Annotated in this window: 22 protein-coding genes; 18 read left to right on the plus strand and 4 right to left on the minus strand. The window is 49.8% G+C overall.

Annotated features, from left to right (window positions below; translation table 11 throughout):
* Positions 1-2: 2 nt before the first annotated feature.
* The 3 genes from MN202_RS14735 to MN202_RS14745 are packed head-to-tail and all read left to right on the plus strand — an operon-like array spanning position 3 to position 3130.
* Complete coding sequence (locus tag MN202_RS14735; RefSeq protein ID WP_335736899.1) at positions 3-1211, plus strand: lipoprotein-releasing ABC transporter permease subunit; 1209 nt, start codon at positions 3-5, stop codon at positions 1209-1211.
* Positions 1204-1887 carry a lipoprotein-releasing ABC transporter ATP-binding protein LolD gene (gene lolD, locus MN202_RS14740; RefSeq protein WP_335736900.1) on the plus strand — a complete coding sequence of 228 codons (684 nt, stop codon included), beginning with the start codon at positions 1204-1206 and terminating at the stop codon, positions 1885-1887. The genes MN202_RS14735 and lolD overlap by 8 nt, the downstream gene beginning before the upstream one ends.
* On the plus strand, positions 1880-3130 hold the full coding sequence (locus MN202_RS14745; protein ID WP_335736901.1) for a lipoprotein-releasing ABC transporter permease subunit: 1251 nt from the start codon (positions 1880-1882) through the stop codon (positions 3128-3130). Before lolD ends, MN202_RS14745 begins: the two co-directional genes overlap by 8 nt.
* A gap of 1 nt (position 3131) precedes the next feature.
* Here the strand turns inward: MN202_RS14745 and MN202_RS14750 are convergent, their stop codons facing one another.
* Positions 3132-3668, minus strand: a complete 537-nt coding sequence (locus MN202_RS14750) for a DUF2062 domain-containing protein (RefSeq protein ID WP_335736902.1) — start codon at positions 3666-3668, stop codon at positions 3132-3134.
* A 25-nt stretch (positions 3669-3693) separates the two neighbouring features.
* On the opposite strand from MN202_RS14750, the gene MN202_RS14755 reads away from it, so the two are divergent.
* From MN202_RS14755 to tcdA, 7 genes are read left to right on the plus strand one after another with little or no spacing between them, the layout of a single operon-like run.
* Complete coding sequence (locus MN202_RS14755) at positions 3694-5979, plus strand: DNA internalization-related competence protein ComEC/Rec2 (protein ID WP_335736903.1); 2286 nt, start codon at positions 3694-3696, stop codon at positions 5977-5979.
* 32 nt (positions 5980-6011) lie between these two features.
* Positions 6012-7763, plus strand: a complete 1752-nt coding sequence (gene msbA, locus MN202_RS14760) for a lipid A export permease/ATP-binding protein MsbA (RefSeq protein ID WP_335736904.1) — start codon at positions 6012-6014, stop codon at positions 7761-7763.
* Positions 7760-8734 carry a tetraacyldisaccharide 4'-kinase gene (lpxK, locus tag MN202_RS14765; RefSeq protein WP_335736905.1) on the plus strand — a complete coding sequence of 325 codons (975 nt, stop codon included), beginning with the start codon at positions 7760-7762 and terminating at the stop codon, positions 8732-8734. Before msbA ends, lpxK begins: the two co-directional genes overlap by 4 nt.
* A complete protein-coding gene (locus MN202_RS14770; RefSeq protein WP_335736906.1) occupies positions 8724-8921 on the plus strand; it encodes a Trm112 family protein in 198 nt (65 codons plus the stop codon). Before lpxK ends, MN202_RS14770 begins: the two co-directional genes overlap by 11 nt.
* Positions 8909-9664, plus strand: a complete 756-nt coding sequence (gene kdsB, locus MN202_RS14775) for a 3-deoxy-manno-octulosonate cytidylyltransferase (RefSeq protein WP_335736907.1) — start codon at positions 8909-8911, stop codon at positions 9662-9664. Before MN202_RS14770 ends, kdsB begins: the two co-directional genes overlap by 13 nt.
* Complete coding sequence (locus tag MN202_RS14780) at positions 9661-10365, plus strand: pseudouridine synthase (protein WP_335736908.1); 705 nt, start codon at positions 9661-9663, stop codon at positions 10363-10365. The genes kdsB and MN202_RS14780 overlap by 4 nt, the downstream gene beginning before the upstream one ends.
* Positions 10366-10367: 2 nt before the next feature.
* On the plus strand, positions 10368-11162 hold the full coding sequence (tcdA, locus tag MN202_RS14785) for a tRNA cyclic N6-threonylcarbamoyladenosine(37) synthase TcdA (RefSeq protein ID WP_472511572.1): 795 nt from the start codon (positions 10368-10370) through the stop codon (positions 11160-11162).
* Between the two features lie 52 nt (positions 11163-11214).
* On the opposite strand, the gene MN202_RS14790 is transcribed toward tcdA, so the two are convergent.
* The 3 genes from MN202_RS14790 to MN202_RS14800 form a co-directional block, all read right to left on the minus strand.
* Positions 11215-11655, minus strand: coding sequence for a SufE family protein (locus tag MN202_RS14790; RefSeq protein ID WP_335736909.1), 441 nt, complete (start codon positions 11653-11655; stop codon positions 11215-11217).
* Positions 11652-12869, minus strand: coding sequence for an aminotransferase class V-fold PLP-dependent enzyme (locus MN202_RS14795; RefSeq protein ID WP_335736910.1), 1218 nt, complete (start codon positions 12867-12869; stop codon positions 11652-11654). Before MN202_RS14795 ends, MN202_RS14790 begins: the two co-directional genes overlap by 4 nt.
* 122 nt (positions 12870-12991) lie before the next feature.
* The gene (locus MN202_RS14800) at positions 12992-14275 is read right to left on the minus strand and encodes a citrate synthase (protein WP_335736911.1); all 1284 of its coding nucleotides are present in this window, start codon (positions 14273-14275) and stop codon (positions 12992-12994) included.
* 392 nt (positions 14276-14667) lie between these two features.
* On the opposite strand from MN202_RS14800, the gene sdhC reads away from it, so the two are divergent.
* The 8 genes from sdhC to sucD all read left to right on the plus strand — a co-directional run bounded on the left by sdhC (position 14668) and on the right by sucD (position 24246).
* The gene (gene sdhC / locus MN202_RS14805; protein ID WP_335736912.1) at positions 14668-15045 is read left to right on the plus strand and encodes a succinate dehydrogenase, cytochrome b556 subunit; all 378 of its coding nucleotides are present in this window, start codon (positions 14668-14670) and stop codon (positions 15043-15045) included.
* Positions 15036-15383: a succinate dehydrogenase, hydrophobic membrane anchor protein gene (gene sdhD, locus MN202_RS14810; RefSeq protein WP_335736913.1), complete on the plus strand. Its 348-nt coding sequence runs from the start codon at positions 15036-15038 to the stop codon at positions 15381-15383. Before sdhC ends, sdhD begins: the two co-directional genes overlap by 10 nt.
* Positions 15384-17156, plus strand: coding sequence for a succinate dehydrogenase flavoprotein subunit (gene sdhA, locus MN202_RS14815; RefSeq protein WP_335736914.1), 1773 nt, complete (start codon positions 15384-15386; stop codon positions 17154-17156).
* Between the two features lie 12 nt (positions 17157-17168).
* Entirely contained in the window at positions 17169-17888 is a 720-nt protein-coding gene (locus tag MN202_RS14820; RefSeq protein WP_335736915.1) for a succinate dehydrogenase iron-sulfur subunit, read from the plus strand.
* Positions 17889-17985: 97 nt separating this feature from the next.
* Positions 17986-20796 carry a 2-oxoglutarate dehydrogenase E1 component gene (gene sucA / locus MN202_RS14825; protein ID WP_335736916.1) on the plus strand — a complete coding sequence of 937 codons (2811 nt, stop codon included), beginning with the start codon at positions 17986-17988 and terminating at the stop codon, positions 20794-20796.
* Positions 20797-20863: 67 nt separating this feature from the next.
* Positions 20864-22051: a 2-oxoglutarate dehydrogenase complex dihydrolipoyllysine-residue succinyltransferase gene (odhB, locus tag MN202_RS14830; RefSeq protein ID WP_335736917.1), complete on the plus strand. Its 1188-nt coding sequence runs from the start codon at positions 20864-20866 to the stop codon at positions 22049-22051.
* 145 nt (positions 22052-22196) lie between these two features.
* Positions 22197-23363 (plus strand): ADP-forming succinate--CoA ligase subunit beta, encoded by a 1167-nt coding sequence (sucC, locus tag MN202_RS14835; RefSeq protein WP_335736918.1) that lies wholly within the window; start codon positions 22197-22199, stop codon positions 23361-23363.
* Between the two features lie 10 nt (positions 23364-23373).
* Positions 23374-24246, plus strand: a complete 873-nt coding sequence (gene sucD / locus MN202_RS14840) for a succinate--CoA ligase subunit alpha (protein WP_335736919.1) — start codon at positions 23374-23376, stop codon at positions 24244-24246.
* Positions 24247-24301 lie beyond the last annotated feature (55 nt).

Below are 24301 nucleotides of genomic sequence, written 5' to 3' on the forward strand. Positions count from 1 at the left end.
GGATGCAGTTACCAATCAGTTTATTTATTGGCTTGCGTTATAGCCAGAGCCGTAAAGGTAACGCCTTTATCTCATTTATTACGCTGTTTTCGGTGGCCGGGATTTTTCTCGGTGTGCTGGCGTTAACGGTGGTCAGCTCGGTGATGAATGGCTTTGAAGGTGAGTTGAAAAAACGTATTTTAGGCGTGATCCCGCATATTATTGTCAGCAGCGACCGTCAGTATCCAACTGATTGGCAACAAACGCTATTGCAACAGCATCAGGTACGCCAAATTACCCCGTTTTTGCAGGCCGAAGCTCTGGTGCAGGCCCCCAGGCAACTGACCGGAGTATTACTGCAAGGCGTCACGACAGAGGCGCTACCTGATTTTATGCGCCAGTCGCTAATTATAGGCGACTGGCAAGATATTAGCCGCAGCCGCTATTCCGTCGTACTGGGCCGTGCACTGGCCGAGCAACTTGAAGTGTCATTGGGTGATAAGCTGCGTTTTATGTTGCCGCAGGCCGGCAGCTATACACCTATGGGTTGGGTGCCACGCCAGCGCATTTTTACGGTAGCGGGCATTTTAGACAGCGGCTCGGATGTGGATAAAATAATTGCCGTTACGGCGCTGGACGATCTACGGCGTTTACTCAGCCAGCAAAACGAGACTGAACAGTGGCGGCTAACCTTAGCCGAACCTTTCGCCGCACCACAGCTGGCGGCAAAATTGCAACAGCAGTTTGCTTTAACACCTTTGTCTGTGCTGGATTGGCGCCAGAGTCACGGCAAGTTGTTTGACGCTGTCGCTATGGAAAAAGCCATGATGTCGCTGATGTTACTGCTTATTGTGGCAGTCGCGGCGTTTAACATAGTGTCGGCGCTGGTAATGATGGTAACCGATAAACAGGCCGAAATTGCCATCCTGAAAACCTTAGGCATGACAGATCGGCAGCTATTTCAGGTGTTTGCAGTGCAAGGGTTAAGCAATGGCGTCAGTGGTGCTGTGCTGGGGGTAGTAGCCGGCGTGCTGGTTGCGTCACAGCTTAATCTGTTGCTGGATTTTGCCGGTTTACAACTGGCGCCTGGTGTCACTTTACCGATAGATATTCAGCCAACCCAGCTTGGCATCATTTTTCTCAGTGCTGTTGGCCTGACTTTAGCGGCGGTATGGTACCCGGCTAAACGGGCGGTAAGCATTAATCCGGCGGAAATTTTACGAGATGAATAACCTGTTACAGGCACAGCAGCTTTGCAAAAGTTATCGTGATGGCCACAATGTCACGGCGGTACTACATGGTGTTAATTTAACCATGCAGCGCGGCGAAATGCTGGCAATTGTTGGCAGCTCCGGGTCTGGTAAAAGCACTTTACTGCATATTTTAGGCTCGCTCGATAGCGCTGACAGTGGCAGCATGCAGCTGTTAGGGCAGGACATAGCGGCGTTATCGGCCGCACAAAAGGCGACCTTACGTAATCAGCAATTGGGCTTTATTTATCAGTTTCATCACTTGCTGATGGATTTTACCGCGTTAGAAAACGTGGCTATGCCGTTGTTAATTCGCGGTGTAGCGGCGTCTGAAGCTAATAACAAAGCACAGCTGATGCTGGAAAAAGTTGGTCTGGCGCATAGGATAACGCACCGTCCGGCAGAGCTGAGCGGTGGCGAAAGACAGCGCGTTGCCATAGCCAGGGCCCTGGTCGGTGAGCCGGCATTAGTATTGGCAGATGAACCGACCGGCAATCTGGACCAGCACACAGCTGAAGCCATTTACCAATTGCTGCGTAGTTTAAACCGGGAGCTTGGTACCAGCTTTATTGTGGTCACTCATGATCAGGCACTGGCCGCCCGGCTGGACCGGTTTTTACTGATGCGTGATGGCCATCTGGAGGAAGCTCATGGCTAATCTGGCCTGGCAGTTAGCCCGGCGCTATCGTGGCACTGCCCACAGTAGTGGCTTTATCCGTTTTATTTCTGCCAGCTCAACCTGGGGTATAGCGCTGGGCGTCGCCATTTTAATTTTGGCGCTGTCGGTGATGAATGGTTTTGAACAGGCACTAAAGCAGCGGTTACTGGCGGTTATACCGCATGTTGAGCTGGAAGCCGTACATCAGCAGATTGCTGACTGGCAACCGAAACTGGCTCAGCTTACAGCGGTTGACGGTGTTGACTCAGGCGCGCCCTATATTAAAACCAACGGCATGTTGCGCTTTAACAACAAGGTAAAGGCGGCGCAGGTGCGTGGTATAGTGTTGCCGGCTGAACAAACGATCAGTGATTTTGCTCAATATGTTGTCTCAGGCCGGTTAGATCAGCTGGCTGACAACGAAGTGGTATTGGGACAGGGCGTAGCCGATGCGCTGGGGGTAAAGGTGGGGGAGCCTTTACAATTATTGCTGCCTAAGATGACTGACGATGGCCGCCTGGCCAGCCACAGCACGGCCAACCTGACCGTTTCGGCCATAGTCGCTGTTGGTGGTCAGTTGGATTACAGTCAGATCTGGCTTGATATGTCATCCTTATCGGCATTGCTGGCGCTGCCGCCAGATACCGTACAGGGTTTTGCTTTTAAAATTAATGATATTTTTGCCGCGCCTCAAATGGCACAGCGGCTAGGCAGCGCTCTGGCGCAATTGTCACAGGATTACGTATATCAGTTGTATTGGTTTCACACCCAGGGCCATGTGTATCAGGATATTCAGATGGTACGCAGCATTTTATATCTGGTATTGGCACTGGTCATAGCCGTCGCCTGTTTTAATATCGTTGCCACCCTGGTGATGGCAGTCAGGGAAAAAGAAGGTGATATAGCTATTTTGCTGACTATGGGCACACCGGCGTCCACTATAGTGCTGGCCTTTATGTGGCTGGGTTGGTTAAATGGCCTGGTCGGTGCTGTAGGCGGGGCAGTAGCAGGTGTACTGCTAGCCTGGTACATCGAACCGTTGTTTGCCATGCTAACGCAGTTGCTGGGTCACTCGCTGCTGGACCCCAGCATCTATTTTATTAACTATGTGCCGTCGTTGCTGCAATGGCAAGATGTGCTGCTAACCTTTAGTGTAGCGCTGCTAATGAGCTTGCTTGCTACCTTGTACCCGGCATGGCGTGCCAGCAAGGTGCAACCTGCAGCTGTATTGGGCCAGCGCTGATTTAATCGTGGTTTAGTTTGTCTTTGCGCAATCGCAGTTTACGGCCAAGCTGTGCTTTGCGCACCGATAAACGCCATAACCAGTCAATGATAAAGTAGCCGGCAATTGCCGAACTGATACCCATTAATAAACAACCGGTTAAAAAGGGTTTACCAATACTGCTGATACTGTGCTGGATCCAGGTCCAGCTGGCTTCAAAGGCAAAAGGCTCTAACGGTGTGCGCAGCACCACCGATCCTACCAGATAGGCAATATAAAATAATATCGGCATGGTAAGGGGGTTGGTGATCCAGACCAAAGCAACTGACAAGGGTAAATTTACCCGCAGCGGAATAGCCACAGCAGCTGATGCTACCATTTGAAACGGCATCGGGATCCAGGCAAAAAACAGCCCAACCGCAAAGGCACCGCGAGCTGAACGGCGGTTTAAATGCCACAAATTGCCATCATGCAACAGACTACCAAACAACTTTAATAGCCTTTGTTGCTTGATTTTCTCAGGCGATGGTAGATATTTCTTAATAAAGTTCTTTGGCATTACAACCTGCTAACAAAAAACAAACATGAAATCTTTTTGTATCGGTGTGCTCGCTGGCAGCCTATTGTCATTATTTTTGCCAATAGTGCCACCTTTTTTCGCAGTTTTTCTGCTGCTGTTAGTGTTTTTTGTTGTACCGGCATCAGGTCGCTGGTTTTATCTTGGCATGCTGGCCTATTTACTCAGTTTAAGCTGGCAATATCAGCGTTATACAGCGGTTCAGCAGCAACTATTAAGCAGCAACAGTTTGCTAACAGGTGTTGTTAGCGGGACACCAAAGCATTATGCCGAGTATAGCCAATTTCAGTTACGGCTGGATGATGGTGTAGCGTCAGGTTATCTGTTGGCATTGCGGTTAAACCACGCCAGCCAAGCCACAACACAGCAGGCTCATTCTGTTGAAAACCGGCCGCTGATCCTGGCCGGCCAGCGTTGGCAGCTTAGCGCCCAATTGCGCCCGGTAGCCGGTCTGGCCAATCCTGGTGCTTTTAATCGGGAGGCGCAGGCGTTGCTGGACGGTGTTATAGCGCAGGGCTCAGTGATTATGCAGCCGGCTCCGCTGTTGTTGCAGGTAAATCAGAGCCGGCGTCAATTAATCATACAACGGTTAGAGCAGCAGCTGGCCCCATTCGGGACTGCGTCACTATTACGCGCTTTAACGGTTGGTGAGCGTAGTTTTAGCCCGCAGCAATGGCAAGGCTTACAAGATTCGGGCTTGGCGCATTTGCTGGCAATCTCGGGTTTGCACATTGGTTTAGTGTTTGGCTGGAGCTTATTATTACTCCGGGCAATACCCTGGCCATTAGGCTGGCAAAATGGCGGTAAACTGCTGCAGTTTGGCGCGGCTTTTTTAGCCGCACTGGCTTACGCCTGGTTGGCCGGCTTTGCTATTCCGACTGTACGCGCAGTGCTGGCGCTGTTTTTACTGGCGTTAACCTTGCTGCTAAAGCGGCGTCTGAGTTACAGCCATTACTGGTTATTGCTGTGTGCTGTGTTGCTGCTGGTACAACCTTTTTACGTGCTGAGTAAAAGTTTTTGGTTATCGGTGTTGGCAGTGGCCGTCATTTTTCTGCTGTTATGGCGCAATCCGTTACCCAGCCACACCTGGCGTCAGCGGCTTGGTTTATTTCTTCGTTTTCACCTGTCGCTGACGCTGGCGATGACACTGCTTGGTATCATTATGTTTAATGGCAGTGCAACGCTAGCCTTGTTATCTAATGTGATTTTTGTACCCTGGACCAGTTTGCTGGCGTTACCGCTGCTGTTGGCTACTTTGGTGTTGAGTTTACTTGGGGTGCCCGGCGCAGGCTATTTGTGGCGGCTGACGGATCTGGCATTTCAGCCGTTGCACTGGTGGCTATCAGTAAGTGCGCAGACTAATAGCTGGTTGGCCGTACCGGATTGGCCACTATTGCTGTCTCTGCTGATGTTACTGGTGCTGCTATTGTGGCTCCTCGGTCGCCAGCGTTGGCTGGGCCCGCTGCTGGCAATGTTACTGGTATCGCTGTTACTGACGCTGCTGCGACCGGCGTCGTGGCAGCTGCATCTGATTGACGTTGGACAGGGGTTGTCGGTATTGCTACAAAAAGGTGAGCGGGGCCTGTTGTATGATGCCGGGCCACGTTATGGTGAACACAGTGCTACCGCCGCAGCGGTGCTGCCTTATTTGCGTCAGCGCGGCATTCGCCAGCTGGATTATCTGATTTTAAGCCACGATGATAGCGACCATACCGGCGACTGGCCGCTGTTACAGGCGCAGTATCCACAGCTGCAGTTAATCAGCAATATCAGCCATCTTCAGCAGGCAAAACCCTGTCAGGCCTTACCGGCAAATTATCTTGGCGCTGCGGCGACAATGTTGCAGCCAGCGGGACCTTTTAGCAGCAAAAATGATGCGTCCTGTGTGCTGTTGTTGCAGGTTGAAGGCTGGAATATTCTGCTGCCCGGTGATATCAGCCGTCAGGTAGAAAAACAGCTATTGGCGCAATATCCGCAATTAACTGCGCATGTGTTAGTGCTGGCACATCATGGCAGCAATAGTTCGTCCGATTTTGTGTTTTTGCACCAACTGGCACCGCAGCTGGCGTTAAACAGTGCCAGTCTGTATAACCGGCATCAACATCCCTCTGTTGCTGTGCAGTTGCGCTTACAACTAATGGGTATACCTTTGCTAAATACCGCGCACAGTGGCGCTATCACGTTGCAAATAACTGACCATGCGCTGGATTTTCAGACATATCGCGCTGGCCGGTTGCCATTTTGGCTGCAAAAGCCGGTGGGAAATGCTGAAACCTTGCTAACAACACGCTAGAATAAGCCAAACTTTTTTAGTAGGACATTACTTTGGCAAAGCCAACTTCTGTTTCGCCTGCGATAGCGCGGCGTTTGCTCAGCTATGTCAAACCTTTTCGATTGGGCTTTGTAGTAGCCGCGCTGGGCATGTTGGGCTATGCCCTGGTTGATGTGTATTTTATTTCAAAGCTGCCGGGCTTTATTGATGAGGGTATCAATGCCAAAAACACCGATTACCTGCGCTATGCACCGGTATTTGTCATTGGCATTTTTGTATTGCGGGGATGCTGTAATTTTATCGCCAGCTATTGTCTGAACTGGGTAGGAACTAACGTGGTACAGACGCTGCGCCAGCAATTATTTGACCACTATATGCAGTTACCGGTCAGTTATCATGATCAGCATTCGACCGGTGAATTGATATCGAAAGTCACCTACAACACTGAGCAAATTAAGCAAACCACCTCCAGAGCGCTGGCGGTAATGGTGCGTGAAGGTGCCTTTGTTACCGGGTTAGTGGTAATGATGTTTTATCATAGCTGGCAATTGTCGGCTATTTTCTTGCTGATAGCGCCGGTTATCGCCATTGTTGTGCGGTTGGTGTCAAAGCGTTTTCGTCTGCTTAGCCGCAATATTCAAAATGCTATGGGTGATGTGACAACCAGCTCGGAGCAGATGCTCAACGGCCACAAAGTCATTTTGTCATTTGGCGGGCAAAAAATAGAAAGCGAAAGATTTGCCCGAATTAACAATATAACGCGGCGCCAGGATGTCAAAATGGAGGCTACCCGGGCTATCAGCGTGTCAACTATTCAGATTATTGCCTCTTTCGCTTTGGCCTTTGTGGTGTATATGGCCAGTTTCCCGGAGATGCTGGACAGCCTGTCGGCCGGTGTATTTACTACCATTGTCGGCTCTATGATGATGCTACTTCGTCCGCTGAAACAACTGACGACGGTAAACAGTGAATTTCAACGCGGTTTGTCGGCGGCTAAAAGTGTATTTGAGGTATTAGATCAGCCGGTAGAGCAGGATACCGGTACTGTTACGCTGGACAAAGTTGCCGGTGATATTCGCTTTGAAAAGGTAAACTTCACCTACCCTGGCCACGACAAGCAGGTGCTATTTGATATCAGTTTTACGGCGGCCAGAGGTAAAACTATTGCCTTAGTCGGGCGCTCCGGCAGCGGCAAAACCACTATTTCCAGTTTGCTGCCGCGGTTTTATGAATTAACCAGCGGCGATATTTTTATTGATGAACATAATATCCGCGATTGTACGCTGGCCTCGTTGCGGCAGCAGCTGGCCGTGGTGTCACAGCATGTGACCTTGTTTAACGACAGCATTGCCAACAATATCACTTATGGCTGCACGGTGCCGGTGTCTGACGCGCAGTTACTGGCCGTGGCCGAAAAAGCCCATGTGCTGGAATTTGCCAGTCAGCTTAAAGACGGGCTAAACACCGTTATTGGCGAAAATGGTGTCAGCCTGTCGGGTGGCCAGCGTCAGCGTATTGCCATAGCCCGTGCCTTGCTGCGCGAAGCGCCCATTCTGATTTTAGATGAAGCCACGTCGGCGCTGGATACCGAGTCAGAGCGCAAAATACAGTCTGCCCTGGGTGAATTACTAAAAGGCCGCACCAGTATTGTTATTGCACACCGCTTATCCACTATCGAAAACGCTGACAGCATCATTGTGATGGATCAGGGCCGTATAGTAGAGCAGGGTGATCACCACAGCTTGTTGGCACAAAACGGTGCCTATGCACAACTGTATAAATTGCAATTTGGCGAGACGCAGTGAGTTTTACAGACCGTTTATGGTATCAGGGCCATAAAGCCTACTGGCTGTTGTTACCGCTGGCCTGGTTGTATGGCGCAGTAACAGCGGTACGCCGTGTGTTATTTCGCGCCGGCATAAAACGGCAGGTTAAGCTGCCGGTGCCGGTGATCGTAGTGGGTAATATCAGCATTGGTGGTACCGGTAAGACGCCTTTTACACTGTTGTTGTGTCAGCTGCTGCAACAGCATGGCTGGCAGCCCGGTATTGTCAGCCGGGGTTATGGCGCCAACATAACAGCACCAATATTGGTAACGCCTGATGCTTGTGCAATCGCGGTCGGAGATGAGCCGCTGCTACTGGCGCAGCGCAGCGGTTGCCCGGTTGTGGTGTGTCCGGATCGGGTGGCGGCTGCCAGGTATTTGCTGGCCAATACCCAGGCCAATATTATTGTTAGCGATGACGGCTTGCAGCATTATGCGCTGGCGCGCGATATTGAGATGATACTGATTGATGGTAACCGCGGTTTGGGCAACGGTCAGTTACTGCCAGCCGGCCCCTTACGTGAAGGCGCCTGGCGTCTGGCGCAGGTTGATCTGGTGATCGCAAACAGTTTGCCGTTTGCCGGCGCCGATGGCGTGATGACATTGCTGCCGTCTGCTGCCACACAGCTAAATGGCAATGCCACACTTACACCCTGTGCGGTCAATCTGGTTGCTGGTATTGGTAACCCTGCACGGTTTGAACGCACTGTACTTGCAGCCGGTTTTAGCGTTAAGCAACGGCATTATTTTGCTGATCATTACAAATTTAGCGCAGCAGATTTTGCTGACATCAGCGGGCCTGTTTTGATGACTGAAAAAGATGCCGTGAAGTGTCGCGCTTTTGCCAGCGATGATTGGTTTAGTCTGGGCGTAAATGCCCAGCTTGATCAACAACTCACAACTAAAATACATACTATTTTGACTAATTTGCGGAGCAGTTATGCCACTTAAACTCGCATTAACCGACATTCTGGCCTGTCCACTGTGTAAAGGTAAGCTGAAGTATGATCAGGCTGGTCAGCAACTGATTTGTACCTTTGACAAGCTGGCGTATCCGGTGCAGGACAATATTCCGGTGTTACTGGCTGACGAAGCACGCGAGCTGAGCCAGGAAGAGGTAGAACAATGGCGTTCCTAGTCGTCATACCGGCCCGCTTTGCCAGCAGCCGGTTACCGGGTAAACCACTTTGTGATATTGCCGGTAAAACCATGGTTGAGCGCGTGTATCAGCAGGCGTTACAAAGTGGGGCTGCCCGGGTGGTGGTGGCCACCGACGACGAACGGGTAGCCGCAGTGGTAGAAGGCTTCGCCGGTGAAGTCTGTATGACCAGTGCAGCCCACAACTCCGGTACTGAGCGACTGGCCGAAGTTGTCAGTAAGTTGGCTTTGCCAGCAGATATGGTGGTAGTGAACGTGCAGGGCGATGAGCCCTTTATTCCACCGCTGATTATACGTCAGGTAGCACAAAATCTGGCAGCGCAGCAAAAAGCCCGCATGGCGACGCTGGCTGTGCCGTTGGCTGATGCAGCCGAAATTGCTAACCCGAATATCGTTAAGGTGGTCAGTGATAAAGACGGTTATGCGCTGTATTTTAGCCGCAGTGTTATCCCTTACGATCGGGACGGTATTACCCGCAATGCGCTGGCACAACATTACCGCCGCCACATTGGCATTTACGCTTATCGTGCCGGTTTTATTCAGCAGTATGTTAGTTGGCCGGCGTCTACACTGGAACAAATAGAAAGTCTGGAGCAATTGCGCGTGCTATGGCACGGCGAAGCCATTCATGTTGATACGGCGCTGCAAATCCCGGCTGTCGGTGTCGACACACCCGAAGATTTAGAACACGCCCGTGCTTATGCGGCGACACTAAGCGAATGAACACTGCGTTTACGCTGCTTGATCAGCAGCGCGATTTTATTGTGCTGAACAAGGCTGCCGGTGTCAGTTTTCACTCTGACGACGGCGCAGGCCTGGTGGTACAGGCCGAACAAAAACTGGGCGCTAAGTTATTTCCGGTGCACCGGTTAGACAAGGTGACATCCGGCTTAATTTTATTGGCGCGTAGCAGCGAGGCTGCCGCAGCGCTTACCGCATTATTTACCGCACATCAGGTTGAGAAGTACTATCTGGCGTTGTCATTTGGTAAAGCGGCCAAAAAGCAGGGCTGGGTAAAAGGCGATATGGCGCCAGCCCGGCGCGGTAGCTGGAAGCTGCTTAGCAGCCAGCTGAACCCGGCCGTCAGTTATTTTATCAGCCAGGGCTTTGAGCAGCTGCCATTCAGGGCGTTTTTGATCAAACCCTTTAGTGGCAAAACCCACCAGATCCGGGTGGCATTAAAAAGTCAGGGCGCTGCGATTCTAGGCGACAGTCAGTATCAGGGCGCAGCGGCAGATCGGGTATACTTACATGCTTATGCGCTGCGGTTTTGTTTCGCAGGCACAACCTATCAGTATGTCCGGCTGCCGGGCGAGGGCATACATTTTCAGCAATTATGCCAAAGCAGCGCCTTAGTCAACTGGGCGCAGCCGTGGGATTTACCCTGGCCGGAATATACTTTACCCAAGCAGGTTAACCAATAACGATGTCCGATTATCAATTACGTTTTGCCGGTATTGCCAGATTGTATGGCGTGCCGGCACTGGAAAAATTTCAGCAGGCGCATGTCTGTGTCGTCGGTATTGGCGGCGTAGGCAGCTGGGCAGCTGAGGCACTGGCACGCTCAGGCATAGGTAAAATTACACTTATTGATTTGGATGATGTCTGTATCAGCAACATCAACCGCCAACTGCATGCCACTTCTGATACTGTCGGCCAGGACAAAGTAGCTGTGATGGCACAGCGGATAAAGGCGATCAACCCTGATTGTATCGTGCAGCAGGTAGAAGACTTCGTTACCACCGACAATCTGCGCCAGTTGATAACTACCGATATCGACTACGTGGTAGACGCTATTGATTCAATAAAAGCCAAGGTAGCGCTGCTGGCACACTGTAAACGCAATAAAATTAAACTGATTTGCACCGGTGGTGCCGGTGGTCAGACTGATCCGACACAAATACAAGTCGCTGATTTGACGCAAACCATAAATGACCCGCTGCTGGCTAAAGTACGCAATAGTTTGCGGCGTGATTATAATTACAGCCGCAATCCCAAGCGGCGTTTTGGTATCGACTGCGTGTTTTCAACTGAACAGTTAGTCTACCCGCAACCGGATGGCAGCGTATGTCAGCAGAAAACCGCTCAGCTAAGTGAAGACGGCGAAGTCAGCAGTATGCGGCTGGATTGCAGCGGCGGGTTTGGCGCTGTTACTGTCGTCACGGCCAGTTTTGGCTTTGCCGCGGTATCACGGGTATTGAAAAAGCTGGCACAAAGTTAGGGCGTTACGTTGCCCGTGCTTTTTGCCCGAACTCAAGGTGCACAGTGGCAGCTTAGCAGCAGGCTTTAATGCGCTCTGCCATAGCGGTTAAACCGTTGCCACGGGACTGGCTTAAATAGGGTTTTAAATTCAGCTGGTCAAATTTATGGCACAGATCAAACTTTGCCAGCTCAGTACTGGACATGCCATTAACCAGGCACAGCATTATGGCCATTAAGCCTTTAACAATACGGGCGTCACTGTCCAATACAAAAAAATGTTTATCCGCGACCTTGTCGTGATAATGCATTAGCCAGGCCCGGCTTTCACAGCCTTTTACCAGCAAATGCGGCTGTTTCATTTTTTCTGGTACCGGCGGTAGTTTTTTACCCAGCTGCATTAAGATCCGATATTTACTCTGCCAGTCTTTTTCTTGTTGCAGCTGGGCTAAATCCGTTTGCTGGATATCCTGCAAAACGGGGAAAGTATCTGCTAATAATTGTTCTAAAGTCATGCAGTTAAGATCTCAATGGCCTGCTCTAATGCCAACAGGCTACGGTTAACGTCATCCAGCGTATTGTAAGCGGCAAAGGAAAACCTGACCGCTCCTGGCAGTTGCAAACTGCTAAACAATGGCATGGCACAATGCTGGCCCGCGCGTACCGCTACCTGTTGTTGATTGAGTAATACTGCTACATCAGCAGGGTGCTCAGTGTCAACATTTAATGCCACTATGCCTGCATTATGCACAGGAGAAGATAAAATATCTACGGCTTTTATGTGGCTAAGTCCCTGATAAAATTCGCGTAGTAGTTCGGCTTTATGCTGCTGAAGCTGTTTATTGTTAAATTTTTGCAGCCAGTGTATGGCCGCTGCCAGGCCAACTGCACCGGCAATATTGGGGGTGCCGGCCTCTAACCGAAACGGTAGCTTGTTAAAGGTTGTGTTAACAAAGCTGACCTGTTCAATCATTTCACCGCCACCAAGTAAAGGCGTCAGCAGCTGCAGAGCGCTGGTTTTGCCATACAGCACACCAATGCCGGTAGGGCCATATAATTTATGACCGGAAAAGACATAAAAGTCACAGTCCAGTTGTTGCATATCGGGTTGTTGATACACTACGCCCTGAGCGCCATCAATGACAGTAACGGCTCCTGCGGCTTTAGCCAACGCTACCATTTGTGCTACCGGCTGAATGTGGCCTAACACATTGGAAATATGACTAAAACTGACGACCTTAGGGCCAAGAGCCAGTAAGTCCTGGTAGGCTTGCAAATCCAGGCTGTGGTCCGGGGTTAACGGCACCACATCAATAATGACACCGTGTCGCTGGCAGTGTAGCTGCCAGGGCACAATATTGGCATGATGCTCCAGTTGCGTCAGCAAGATGCGATCGCCAGGCTGCAGCAGAGTGTGCATTAAGCCAAAGGCGATTTGATTTAACGCTGCGGTAGCGCCGCTGGTAAAGATAACTTCATGTACCCGGGCGGCATTAAGATAGCTGGCTATGCTGCTGCGTGCCTGTTCAAACAACGCCGTGGCCTGTTGGCTTAACTGATGCGCGCCGCGGTGCACATTACTATTGCTGATCTGATAAAACTCAAGCTCGGCTTGCACTACCGCCTGCGGTTTATGCATGGTGGCGGCATTGTCCAGATACACCCAATCAGGATGGTGCTGAAAAAAAGCGAATTGCTGGCGAAATTGCTGTACGTCGAAACCGGGCATAGAGGCTTGGATCCTGATGAAGTTGGCGCGATTTTGCCTTTTTTCGCGGCCTGGCGCAAATCAGATCCCCGTTTGCAGCCAACAAAAAAGCGGCCGTAGCCGCTTTTTAAACTGTGCTGAGATTATCGCTTGTTCAGCGGAGTAAAGTCACGGGCTGTGTAGCCGGTGTACAGCTGACGCGGACGGCCGATTTTGTGGCCTTTTTCGCCCAGCATTTCGTCCCAGTGAGAAATCCAGCCTACAGTGCGTGACATAGCAAAAATCACCGTAAACATGCTGGTTGGAATGCCAATGGCTTTTAAGATAATGCCACTGTAGAAATCGACATTCGGGTACAGCTTTTTCTCGATGAAGTAGGGATCAGACAAGGCAATACGTTCTAATTCCATAGCAACATCTAACAGCGGATCCTTGATGTTAAGCTCTTTTAACACTTCATGGCAGGTATCGCGCATAACTTTGGCGCGTGGGTCAAAGTTTTTGTACACGCGGTGGCCAAAGCCCATCAGACGGAAACTGTCATTTTTGTCTTTAGCACGGGCAACAAATTCAGGAATGCGATCAACTGAGCCAATTTGCTGTAACATTTTCAAACAGGCTTCATTGGCGCCACCATGTGCCGGGCCCCACAGTGACGCTACGCCAGCTGCAATACACGCATAAGGGTTGGCACCAGAAGAACCGGCTAAACGTACGGTAGAGGTTGACGCGTTTTGCTCGTGATCGGCGTGCAGCATAAAGATCCGATCCATGGCTTTTGCCAGAACCGGGCTGACCACATAATCTTCAGCCGGCACAGAAAACATCATATGCAGGAAGTTGGCTGAATAGCTTAAGTCGTTACGCGGATAAACAAACGGCTGACCGACAGTGTACTTGTATGCCATGGCCGAAATGGTTGGTAACTTAGCAATTAAGCGATGTGCGCTACGCTTACGCTGTTGTGGGTCATTGATATCTAAATCTGAGTGATAAAACGACGACAAAGCACCAACAACACCACACAGCATAGCCATAGGGTGGGCGTCTACACGGAAACCCTGGAAGAAAGAGGCAATTTTTTCATGCACCATAGTGTGGCGCGTGATGGTGTTCTTAAACTGGTTATATTGCTCAGCCTGCGGTAGTTCACCTTCCAGTAACAGGTAGCACAGTTCAAGGTAGTCTGAATGATCTGCCAGTTGCTCAATAGGATAACCACGGTGTAACAACACGCCGTTATCGCCATCAATATAGGTAATTTTCGACTCGCACGAGCCGGTAGACATAAAACCCGGATCGAACGTGAAATAGCCATGCTGACCCAAGGCGCGAACATCAATTACGTCAGTGCCGGCAGTGCCAGAGTAGATTGGCAACTCAAACGATTTTCCATCGACCTGCACGACGGCCTTTTTATCTGCCATTGGATTTCTCCTGTTGTTGTAGTATCGGGTTAAAGGAATTTAGCAAATTGGTCGCTATTCTACCTACAAACGACCCTATAAAGTCAATTTTAATGCGTTTCTGCTCAATAAGTATTCGACTCTAGTATTATTGCTCTAATGTGCAAAGTGTGTAATGTTCCAGATACGGATTTTTTCGAGTAAAACCAAACAAAAATTGTAATAGCCAGTTGTGAAATATATACTATTGCGGTTTTTAAACAGTTCACTCAGCAAGCGCTTTTTGCTGATCTGGCAGCACTGATCCAGCTCTAGTATAAAGGTGTATTGGTTTTGGGTGTTGACTGTTTATACAGCAATGACAACGACAATGACAACAATAGCTCGATTATGGGCATCGATGGGCAAGCACTGTGAAAAAACAAAGACCAGTAAATCTCGACCTTTCTACCATATCGTTTCCGGCACCTGCCATAGCGTCAATACTGCATCGTGTTACCGGTGTGGCACTGTTTTTTGCATTGGTATTTGTTATCTGGGCCTGGGCATATTCGTTACAGGACCAGCAGAGTTTTGATTTTGTCAAAACCCTGATGACATCACACCTGGCTAAATTTATTGCCTGGGGCACTATCACTGTTCTTATCTATCACTTAGTTGGCGGCATCCGTCATCTGATCATGGATATGGGGCATTGGGAAGAGCTGAAATCAGGTAACTTAAGTGCCAAAGTCACTATTGCGCTGTGGCTAGTATTAGCAGTTTTAGCAGGAGTATGGATATGGTTCTGAATCAGGCAAGCCTGAAACGCGATGGCGTACAGGATTATGTATCATTGCGCGCAACAGCCATAGTGCTGGCGCTGTACAGTGTATTTATTCTGGGGTTCTTCATTATTACACCAGAAGTCACCTTTGAGGTTTGGCAGGCGTTGTTTGCCAACATTTTGGTAAAAGTGTTTACCTTGTTAGCGTTAGTGTCAATTGCCGTGCACACCCGCATTGGTTTGTGGCAGGTGCTGACTGATTACATTAAATCAGCGGCACTGCGCGCAGTATTACAATTCTTCCTTTATGCACTGGCATTCGCTTATGTAGCGGTTGGCCTGTTTGTTCTGTGGGGTGCTTAAGTGACTATTCCAGTAAGAGAGTTTGACGCCATCGTTATTGGCGCCGGTGGTGCGGGCATGCGTGCAGCACTGCAAATTACCCAGTCAGGTTTAACCTGTGCCTTATTATCAAAAGTGTTCCCAACCCGGTCTCACACCGTGTCGGCTCAGGGTGGTATCACAGTAGCCTTAGGTAACAGCCACCCGGATAACTGGGAATGGCACATGTTTGATACGGTTAAAGGCTCTGATTACATCGGTGACCAGGACGCTATCGAATACATGTGTAAAACCGGCCCTGAAGCCATTACTGAACTTGAGAACATGGGTTTACCTTTCTCCCGGTTTGAAAATGGCCGCGTCTATCAGCGTCCGTTTGGTGGTCAGTCGAAAAACTTCGGCGGCGAGCAGGCCGCGCGTACTGCGGCAGCTGCCGACCGTACCGGCCATGCGTTGCTACACTTGCTGTATCAGCAAAACGTAAAAAATAAAACGCAGGTATTTTCTGAGTGGTATGCGCTGGATTTGGTTAAAAACCAGGACGGTGCTGTCGTAGGTTGTACTGCCATTGACATTGAAAGCGGCGAAATTGTGTATTTCAAGGCAAAAGCGACAGTGTTAGCGACCGGCGGTGCTGGTCGTATTTATGCTTCTACCACTAATGCCCACATCAACACCGGTGACGGTGTAGGTATGGCGCTGCGCGCTGGTGTGCCACTGCAGGATATGGAAATGTGGCAATTCCACCCAACCGGTATCGCCGGTGCAGGTACGCTGGTGACTGAAGGTTGTCGTGGTGAAGGTGGTTACCTGTTAAATAAAGACGGTGAGCGCTTTATGGAGCGTTATGCACCCAACGCCAAAGATTTGGCCGGCCGTGACGTAGTAGCCCGTTCAATGATGACGGAAATTCGTGAAGGTCGTGGCTGTGACGGTCCTTGGGGCGTGCACATTAAACTGAAACTGGACCACTTAGGTGCCGAAGTTTTAGAAAGCCGCTTACCTGGCGTCTGTGAACTGTCTAAGACTTTTGCCCACGTTGACCCGGTAAAAGAGCCAATTCCGGTTATTCCAACCTGTCACTATATGATGGGTGGTATTCCTACCAACGTGCACGGTCAGGTTATTTCACCTAAAGCTGATGGTTCAGAAGCCATAGTGCCGGGCCTGTTCGCTTGTGGCGAAATCGCTTGTGTATCGGTACACGGTGCTAACCGTTTAGGCGGTAACTCATTGTTAGACTTAGTGGTATTTGGCCGTGCTACCGGCTTGCATTTAGGTGAAGCCTTAGCCTCTACCACTGAAGGCCGCGCAGCTTCGCAGTCTGATTTGGACGCTGCCTTGGCGCGTACGCAGCGCTGGGAAGATACCAAGCCAGGTCAGGGTGAAGATCCGGTACAAATTAAGAAAGACCTGCAAAAATGTATGCAGTTAAACTTCTCGGTATTCCGCGAAGGTGCTGCCATGGCTGAAGGTCTGGCAGAGTTAAAAGAAATTCGCGAACGGTTAAAGTTTGCCCGTCTGGATGACAAGAGCTCAGACTTTAATACCGCACGTATTGAATGTTTAGAGTTGGACAACCTGATGGAAACGGCGTTTTCAACAGCAGTTGCTGCTAACTTCCGTACTGAAAGCCGCGGTGCGCACGCCCGCTTTGACTTCCCGGACCGTGATGACGAAAACTGGTTATGCCACAGCGTCTACACGCCGGAAACCGAATCAATGTTTAAGCGTAAAGTGAACCTGGAACCTAAGTTCCGTGAAGCTTTTGCGCCTAAAGCACGTACATATTAAGAGGGCTCAGCGATGAAGAAGTTGGTATTCTCAGTCTATCGTTACAACCCTGATGTCGACAAAGCGCCGCGCATGCAGGATTACACCCTGGATAACCCGGAAGGCCGGGACATGATGGTGCTGGACGCGCTGATTAAGTTAAAAGAGCAGGATCCGGGTTTATCTTTCCGTCGCAGCTGCCGTGAAGGTGTTTGCGGTTCAGATGGTTTGAACATTAACGGTAAAAACGGCCTGGCCTGTATCACACCTTTATCAGCCGCAGGCTTAAAAGGCGGTAAAATTGTGATACGTCCGCTACCGGGTTTACCGGTAGTACGCGACCTGGTGGTTGACATGAGCCAGTTCTATACCCAGTACGAAAAAGTGAAGCCGTACCTGATTAACGACAGTAAATTACCGCCAGCCGGTGAGTTTTTGCAGTCGCCTGAGGAGCGCGCCAAGCTGGATGGTTTGTACGAGTGTATTCTGTGTGCCTGTTGTTCAACCTCATGCCCGTCATTCTGGTGGAACCCGGATAAATTTATCGGCCCGGCCGGTTTATTACACGCTTACCGCTTTTTAGCCGATAGCCGTGATACCGCCACCGAGCAGCGTTTAAACGATTTAGATGATGCATTCAGCGTATTCCGCTGCCATGGCATTATGAACTGCGTTAACGTATGTCCAAAAGGGCTTAACCCTACCAAGGCAATTGGTGAAATTAAATCAATGTTGTTAAACCGGGCGCTGTAATGCGCCCTTTTTTGGTATCTGAACAAAAAACCACCGTTTGTTAAGCGGCGGTTTTTTTGCTACTTTTTCCAGGTGCGCGGAAATTAAGGGAAACTAAATGCACGAAGGTGTAATGAAGGCGTGGTTAGAGTCTTCTCATCTTGGCGGTGGCAATATGGCCTACGTCGATGAGCTCTATGAATCCTACTTAGCTGAACCTACCAGCGTCAGCGATGAATGGCGTGAATTTTTCTCTAAACTGCCCAAGATCGACGGTGTTGACTTGGAAGTTCGTCATGCTGATGTCAGGCAACAATTTGCCGATTTGGCCCGCAATAAACACCGCGAAGTCGTGGTGGTAAATAGCGGTGCGGCTGCCGACAGTCGTCAGGTCAAGGTGTTGCAGCTGATTAACTCTTACCGTTTTCGCGGCCATCAGCAGGCTAACCTAGACCCGTTAGGTTTATGGAAGCGAGCCCGGGTGCGCGACTTAGAGCTGTCTTATCACGACTTATCTGAAACAGATTATGACACCGAGTTTAATATCGGTTCTTTTGCTATCGGCAAAGAAACGATGAAACTGGGTGAATTACACAAGGCACTGGAAAAGACTTATTGTGGTTCTATCGGTGCTGAGTACATGCATATTGTCTCTACCGATGAGAAACGCTGGATCCAGCAACGGCTGGAGTCTATTCAATCTGCACCTTCTTATGACAAAACCGTTAAAACCAGCATTTTAAACGGCTTGGTTGCTGCAGACGGTTTAGAAAAATACCTGTCATCCAAGTTCCCTGGCGCTAAGCGCTTCGGTCTGGAAGGCGGCGATGCCATGGTGCCAATGCTTAAGGCCATGATCCACCGTGCCGGCGAACAGGGCGCTAAAGATTGTGTTATCGGTATGGCGCACCGTGGCCGCTTAAACACGCTGATCAACGTATTGGGTAAAAACCCGTCAAAACTATTTGATGAGTTTGCCGGTAAGTATGAAGTGGTTGGTGCCGGCGACGTAAAATACCATATGGGTTTCTCATCAGATTTTGAAACCAAAGGTGGCAATGTTCACTTAGCGCTGGCGTTTAACCCTTCGCACCTGGAAATAGTCAACCCGGTGGTGATAGGTTCAGTACGGGCCCGGTTGGATCGTCGTGGTTGTACCGATGGTTCATTAGCCTTACCTATTACTATTCATGGTGATTCGGCCTTTGCCGGTCAGGGTGTGGTAGCGGAAACCTTTAACATTTCACAAACCCGCGCCTTTAAAGTGGGCGGCACTATCCGCTTAGTGATCAACAATCAGGTTGGTTTTACTACGTCTAATCCGGAAGATACCCGCTCAACAGAATACTGTACCGATATCGCCAAGATGGTGCAGGCGCCAATATTCCACGTAAATGGTGATGATCCTGAAGCTGTAGTGTTTGTTGCTCAGCTGGCGGTAGATTACCGTAACACCTTTAAACGCGATGTAGTGATTGACCTGGTATGTTATCGCCGTAACGGCCATAACGAAGCGGATGAGCCAAATGCAACCCAGCCGCTGATGTATCAGAAAATTAAAAAGCACCCAACGCCGCGTGAATTATATGCGCAGAAGTTGATTGCCGAAGGTTTGTTCAGCAAAGAGCAAATTGATCAGTTAATTGCACAATATCGTGACGCGCTGGACAAAGGCGACTGCGTGGTTGAAGAATGGCGCCCGATGGCCGAATCGTCGGTAGACTGGACGCCGTTTATTGGTCACGACTGGGACGCAACCTACGACGCCAGCATGTCGGTAGAAAAACTGGTTGAACTGGGTAAAAAAGCTACCCATATTCCAGAGTCGCATGCGCTGCAGCGTCAGGTAGGCAAAGTATACGAAGACCGCGGTTTAATGTTAGCCGGTGAAAAGAAAATCGACTGGGGCTTTGCTGAAATACTGGCCTATGCTGCTACGGTAGCCGATGGTAGCCGTATTCGTATTGTCGGCCAGGATTCAGGTCGTGGTACCTTCTTCCACCGTCATGCTGTGTTACATAACCAGGCCGACGGCAGCACCTATACGCCGCTTGAGCATATCAGTGACCAGCAAGGGCCGTTCCAGGTATATGATTCTGCCCTGTCTGAAGAAGCGGTTATGGCATTTGAATATGGTTATGCTACGGCTGAGCCACGTGCCATGGTAATTTGGGAAGGCCAGTTTGGCGACTTCGCCAACGGCGCTCAGGTGGTGATAGACCAGTTCCTAAGTTCAGGCGAGCAAAAATGGGGCCGTCTGTGTGGCTTAACGTTGTTACTGCCGCACGGTTATGAAGGTCAGGGGCCAGAGCACTCATCAGCCCGGTTAGAGCGGTTCCTGCAACTGTGTGCTGATCACAACATGCAAGTGTGTGTGCCGACTACACCAGCGCAGGTATTTAACATGCTGCGCCGGCAGATGGTGCGGCCAATGCGTCGGCCTTTGATTGTGATGTCGCCTAAATCCCTGTTACGCCACCCGCTGGCAACATCTACTTTGGAAGAGCTGGCCAGTGGCAAGTTCCATAACGTTATTGGTGAGATAGACGATATCAAACCGGAAAACGTCAAGCGAGTGGTGTTCTGTAGTGGCAAGGTGTACTACGAGTTGTTGGAAGAGCGCCGTAAGCGTGAACAGAATGATGTCGCTATAGTGCGGGTAGAACAGCTATATCCGTTCCCGCATGATGAACTTGCTGAAGTATTAAGCCAGTATCAACACGTAACTGACTTTGTCTGGTGTCAGGAAGAGCCACAAAATCAGGGCGCCTGGTACTGCAGCCAGCACCATTTCCGTGCGGCAATACCTAAGGCCGGCTACCTGACCTACTCAGGCCGTGATGCGTCATCGTCTCCGGCAGTAGGTTACCTGTCTGTGCACAACAAGCAGCAACAGGCGCTGGTAAACGACGCCCTGACACTAAAATAATTGATGGTCCGGTGCCTGCAAAGGCACCGGCTGAACGAAATAAGACTAACCGCTAAAAGGTGAAAAAGTGGAAATTAAAGTACCCGTACTTCCAGAATCCGTTGCAGATGCAACCATCGCCACCTGGCACGTAAAAACAGGCGAAGCCGTATCACGTGATCAGGTATTAGTTGATATTGAAACCGACAAAGTGGTACTTGAAGTGGTTGCTCAGGCCGATGGCGTTATGGGCGAGATCATTCACGATACCGGCGCTACAGTAACGGCAGAAGAAGTTATTGGTAAGATGGAAGCCGGCGGCGCGCCAGCAGCGAAAAAAGATGACGCACCTGCCAAAGCTGAAGCCGCACCAGCTGCCGCTGACGACAGCAATGATGACGCCTTAAGCCCGTCAGTACGTCGTATGATCGCGGAAAAAGGCCTGGATGCCAGCAAAATTAAAGGTAGCGGCAAAAATGGCCGTGTTACCAAAGAAGACGTTGAGAAATTTGTCGCTGGCGCACCTGCTAAAGCCGCTGCACCTGCTGCAGCCCCGGTTGCTGCAGTAGCGGGTGATCGCAGCCAAAAACGTGTGCCTATGACACGTCTGCGTAAAACTATTGCTAACCGTTTGCTGGAAGCGAAAAACTCTACTGCCATGTTAACGACGTTTAACGAAGTAAACATGAAGCCGATTATGGATCTGCGCAAGCAATATCAGGACGTGTTTGAAAAACGTCACGGTATCCGTTTAGGCTTTATGTCGTTCTATGTTAAAGCGGTAACTGAAGCACTGAAGCGTTTCCCGGAAGTGAATGCGGCTATTGATGGCGATGATATCGTGTACCACAACTACTTCGATGTCAGCATTGCGGTTTCAACGCCACGTGGCCTGGTGACACCAGTACTGCGTGACTGTGACAAAATGAACCTGGCTGAAATTGAAAAAGCGATTAAAGACTTAGCGCTTAAAGGTCGTGATGGCAAGCTGGCGATGGACGACTTAACCGGTGGTAACTTCACTATTACCAACGGTGGCGTGTTTGGCTCGTTAATGTCTACACCTATTATCAACCCACCACAGTCAGCTATTTTGGGTATGCATAAAATCCAGGATCGCGTGATGGTTGTCGATGGCAAAATGGAAATTCTGCCAATGATGTATCTGGCACTGTCTTATGACCACCGTATCATCGATGGTAAAGAGTCTGTCGGTTTCCTGGTAACCATTAAAGAATTGCTGGAAGATCCAACCCGTATTCTGCTGGATATCTAATTATCCAAAAATAGTAACTAAAAATGCTGTTGTTTTAGGGCAACAGCATTTTTTATCTAACCGATTGGCACTATAATATGCGCCGATCAAAAGTCAGGCTGTACCAAAAGGGCAGTCTCCATATTCAAATGAACGGAAAATAGCCATGAATTTGCACGAGTATCAGGGTAAGCAACTGTTTGCCCAATATGGTTTGCCTGTATCTAAAGGCATTGCCGCAGCTACAGTTGAAGAAGCGGTAGCAGCTGCAGATATAATCGGCGGCGATATGTTTGTTGTCAAAGCACAGGTTCACGCTGGTGGCCGCGGTAAAGCGGGCGGCGTAAAGCTGGTTAAGAGCAAAGAAGACATCAAAGCTTTCGCAGAAAAATGGCTTGGTAAAAACCTGGTAACGTACCAGACAGACGAAAAAGGTCAGCCGGTAAGCCGGATCCTGGTAGAAACCTGTACCGATATCGCTAAAGAGCTGTACTTAGGTGCTGTAGTAGATCGTTCTTCACGTCGTATCGTGTTTATGGCCTCTACTGAAGGCGGCGTGGAAATTGAAACCGTTGCTCACGAAACACCGGAGAAAATTTTAAAAGCAGCAATCGACCCGTTAGTAGGCGCTCAGCCATTCCAGGGCCGTGAGTTAGCCTTTAAACTGGGCCTGGAAGGTAAGCAAGTTAACCAGTTCGTGAAAATCTTCATGGGTCTGGCCAAACTGTTCCAGGAAAAAGATCTGGCATTGTTAGAAGTTAACCCTCTGGTTATCACGCCTGCTGGCGATCTTCACTGTTTAGATGCCAAACTGGTTATCGATGGTAACGCGTTATACCGTCACCCTGAACTGAAAGAAATGCAGGATCCATCACAGGAAGATCCACGTGAAGCACACGCTGCGTCATGGGAGCTGAACTATGTTGCTTTAGGTGGCGACATCGGCTGTATGGTTAACGGTGCAGGCCTGGCAATGGGCACTATGGATATCGTTAAACTGCACGGTGGCCAACCGGCTAACTTCCTGGACGTTGGCGGCGGCGCGACTAAAGAGCGCGTTGTTGAAGCATTCAAAATTATCCTGTCTGATGACGCTGTTAAAGCCGTATTCATCAACATCTTCGGTGGTATCGTGCGTTGTGACATGATCGCTGAAGGCGTAATTGGTGCAGTGAAAGAAGTTGGCGTTAAAGTACCAGTAGTTGTACGTCTGCAAGGTAACAATGCAGAGCTGGGTGCTAAAGTGCTGTCTGAAAGCGGCCTGAACATTATCGCTGATACAGACCTGACTGGCGCTGCCAAGCAAGTCGTTGCAGCAGCGGCAAAGGCATAAGGGGTAAGCAATGAGCGTTTTAATTAATAAAGATACCAAAGTAATTTGTCAGGGTTTCACTGGTGCACAGGGTACTTTCCACTCTGAGCAAGCCATTGCTTACGGTACTAAGATGGTTGGCGGTGTAACGCCAGGTAAAGGCGGTCAAACGCACTTAGGTCTGCCAGTGTTTAACACGGTAAAAGAAGCGGTAGAAGCTACTGGTGCAGAAGCATCAGTAATCTACGTACCAGCGCCGTTCTGTAAAGACTCTATCCTGGAAGCGGCAAACGGCGGTATTAAGCTGATCGTTTGTATCACTGAAGGTATTCCTACACTGGATATGCTGGACGCTAAAGTTAAGTGTGACGAATTAGGCGTGCGCTTAATCGGCCCTAACTGCCCAGGCGTAATCACGCCAGGCGAATGTAAAATTGGTATTATGCCAGGCCACATCCACAAGCCAGGTAAAGTAGGTATCGTGTCTCGTTCAGGTACTCTGACCTATGAAGCGGTAAAACAAACTACTGACTACGGTTTCGGCCAGTCTACCTGTGTTGGTATCGGTGGTGACCCAATCCCGGGTTCTAACTTCATCGACATCCTGAAGTTATTCCAGGAAGATCCACAAACTGAAGCCATCGTTATGATCGGTGAAATCGGTGGTTCTGCAGAAGAAGAAGCGGCTGCTTATATCAAGCAACACGTGACCAAGCCTGTCGTATCTTACATTGCCGGTGTTACTGCACCTGCTGGTAAGCGTATGGGCCACGCTGGTGCCATTATCTCTGGCGGTAAAGGTACTGCTGATGAGAAATTCGCTGCTCTGGAAGATGCAGGCGTTAAGACTGTTAAGAGCTTAGCTGACATCGGTAAAGCACTGAAAGAAGTGACAGGCTGGTAATTTCAGCTGTCATCGGAAAAAACCCGCTTTTCAGCGGGTTTTTTTATGGCTGGGT

Origin of the sequence: Rheinheimera muenzenbergensis (genome assembly GCF_036984005.1) — a bacterium.
Taxonomy (GTDB): domain Bacteria; phylum Pseudomonadota; class Gammaproteobacteria; order Enterobacterales; family Alteromonadaceae; genus Alishewanella; species Alishewanella muenzenbergensis.

Excerpts from the sequence above, each read along its gene's own strand:
- kdsB (WP_335736907.1), top strand. The coding sequence starts at position 8,909 with ATGGCGTTCCTAGTCGTCATACCGGCCCGCTTTGCCAGCAGCCGGTTA.
- sdhD (WP_335736913.1), top strand. The coding sequence starts at position 15,036 with ATGGTTCTGAATCAGGCAAGCCTGAAACGCGATGGCGTACAGGATTAT.
- MN202_RS14755 (WP_335736903.1), top strand. The coding sequence starts at position 3,694 with ATGAAATCTTTTTGTATCGGTGTGCTCGCTGGCAGCCTATTGTCATTA.
- MN202_RS14770 (WP_335736906.1), top strand. The coding sequence starts at position 8,724 with ATGCCACTTAAACTCGCATTAACCGACATTCTGGCCTGTCCACTGTGT.
- sucA (WP_335736916.1), top strand. The coding sequence starts at position 17,986 with ATGCACGAAGGTGTAATGAAGGCGTGGTTAGAGTCTTCTCATCTTGGC.
- MN202_RS14735 (WP_335736899.1), top strand. The coding sequence starts at position 3 with ATGCAGTTACCAATCAGTTTATTTATTGGCTTGCGTTATAGCCAGAGC.
- tcdA (WP_472511572.1), top strand. The coding sequence starts at position 10,368 with ATGTCCGATTATCAATTACGTTTTGCCGGTATTGCCAGATTGTATGGC.
- sucD (WP_335736919.1), top strand. The coding sequence starts at position 23,374 with ATGAGCGTTTTAATTAATAAAGATACCAAAGTAATTTGTCAGGGTTTC.
- MN202_RS14800 (WP_335736911.1), bottom strand. The coding sequence starts at position 14,275 with ATGGCAGATAAAAAGGCCGTCGTGCAGGTCGATGGAAAATCGTTTGAG.
- MN202_RS14795 (WP_335736910.1), bottom strand. The coding sequence starts at position 12,869 with ATGCCCGGTTTCGACGTACAGCAATTTCGCCAGCAATTCGCTTTTTTT.
- MN202_RS14745 (WP_335736901.1), top strand. The coding sequence starts at position 1,880 with ATGGCTAATCTGGCCTGGCAGTTAGCCCGGCGCTATCGTGGCACTGCC.
- MN202_RS14790 (WP_335736909.1), bottom strand. The coding sequence starts at position 11,655 with ATGACTTTAGAACAATTATTAGCAGATACTTTCCCCGTTTTGCAGGAT.
- MN202_RS14750 (WP_335736902.1), bottom strand. The coding sequence starts at position 3,668 with ATGCCAAAGAACTTTATTAAGAAATATCTACCATCGCCTGAGAAAATC.
- MN202_RS14780 (WP_335736908.1), top strand. The coding sequence starts at position 9,661 with ATGAACACTGCGTTTACGCTGCTTGATCAGCAGCGCGATTTTATTGTG.
- MN202_RS14820 (WP_335736915.1), top strand. The coding sequence starts at position 17,169 with ATGAAGAAGTTGGTATTCTCAGTCTATCGTTACAACCCTGATGTCGAC.
- lolD (WP_335736900.1), top strand. The coding sequence starts at position 1,204 with ATGAATAACCTGTTACAGGCACAGCAGCTTTGCAAAAGTTATCGTGAT.
- sucC (WP_335736918.1), top strand. The coding sequence starts at position 22,197 with ATGAATTTGCACGAGTATCAGGGTAAGCAACTGTTTGCCCAATATGGT.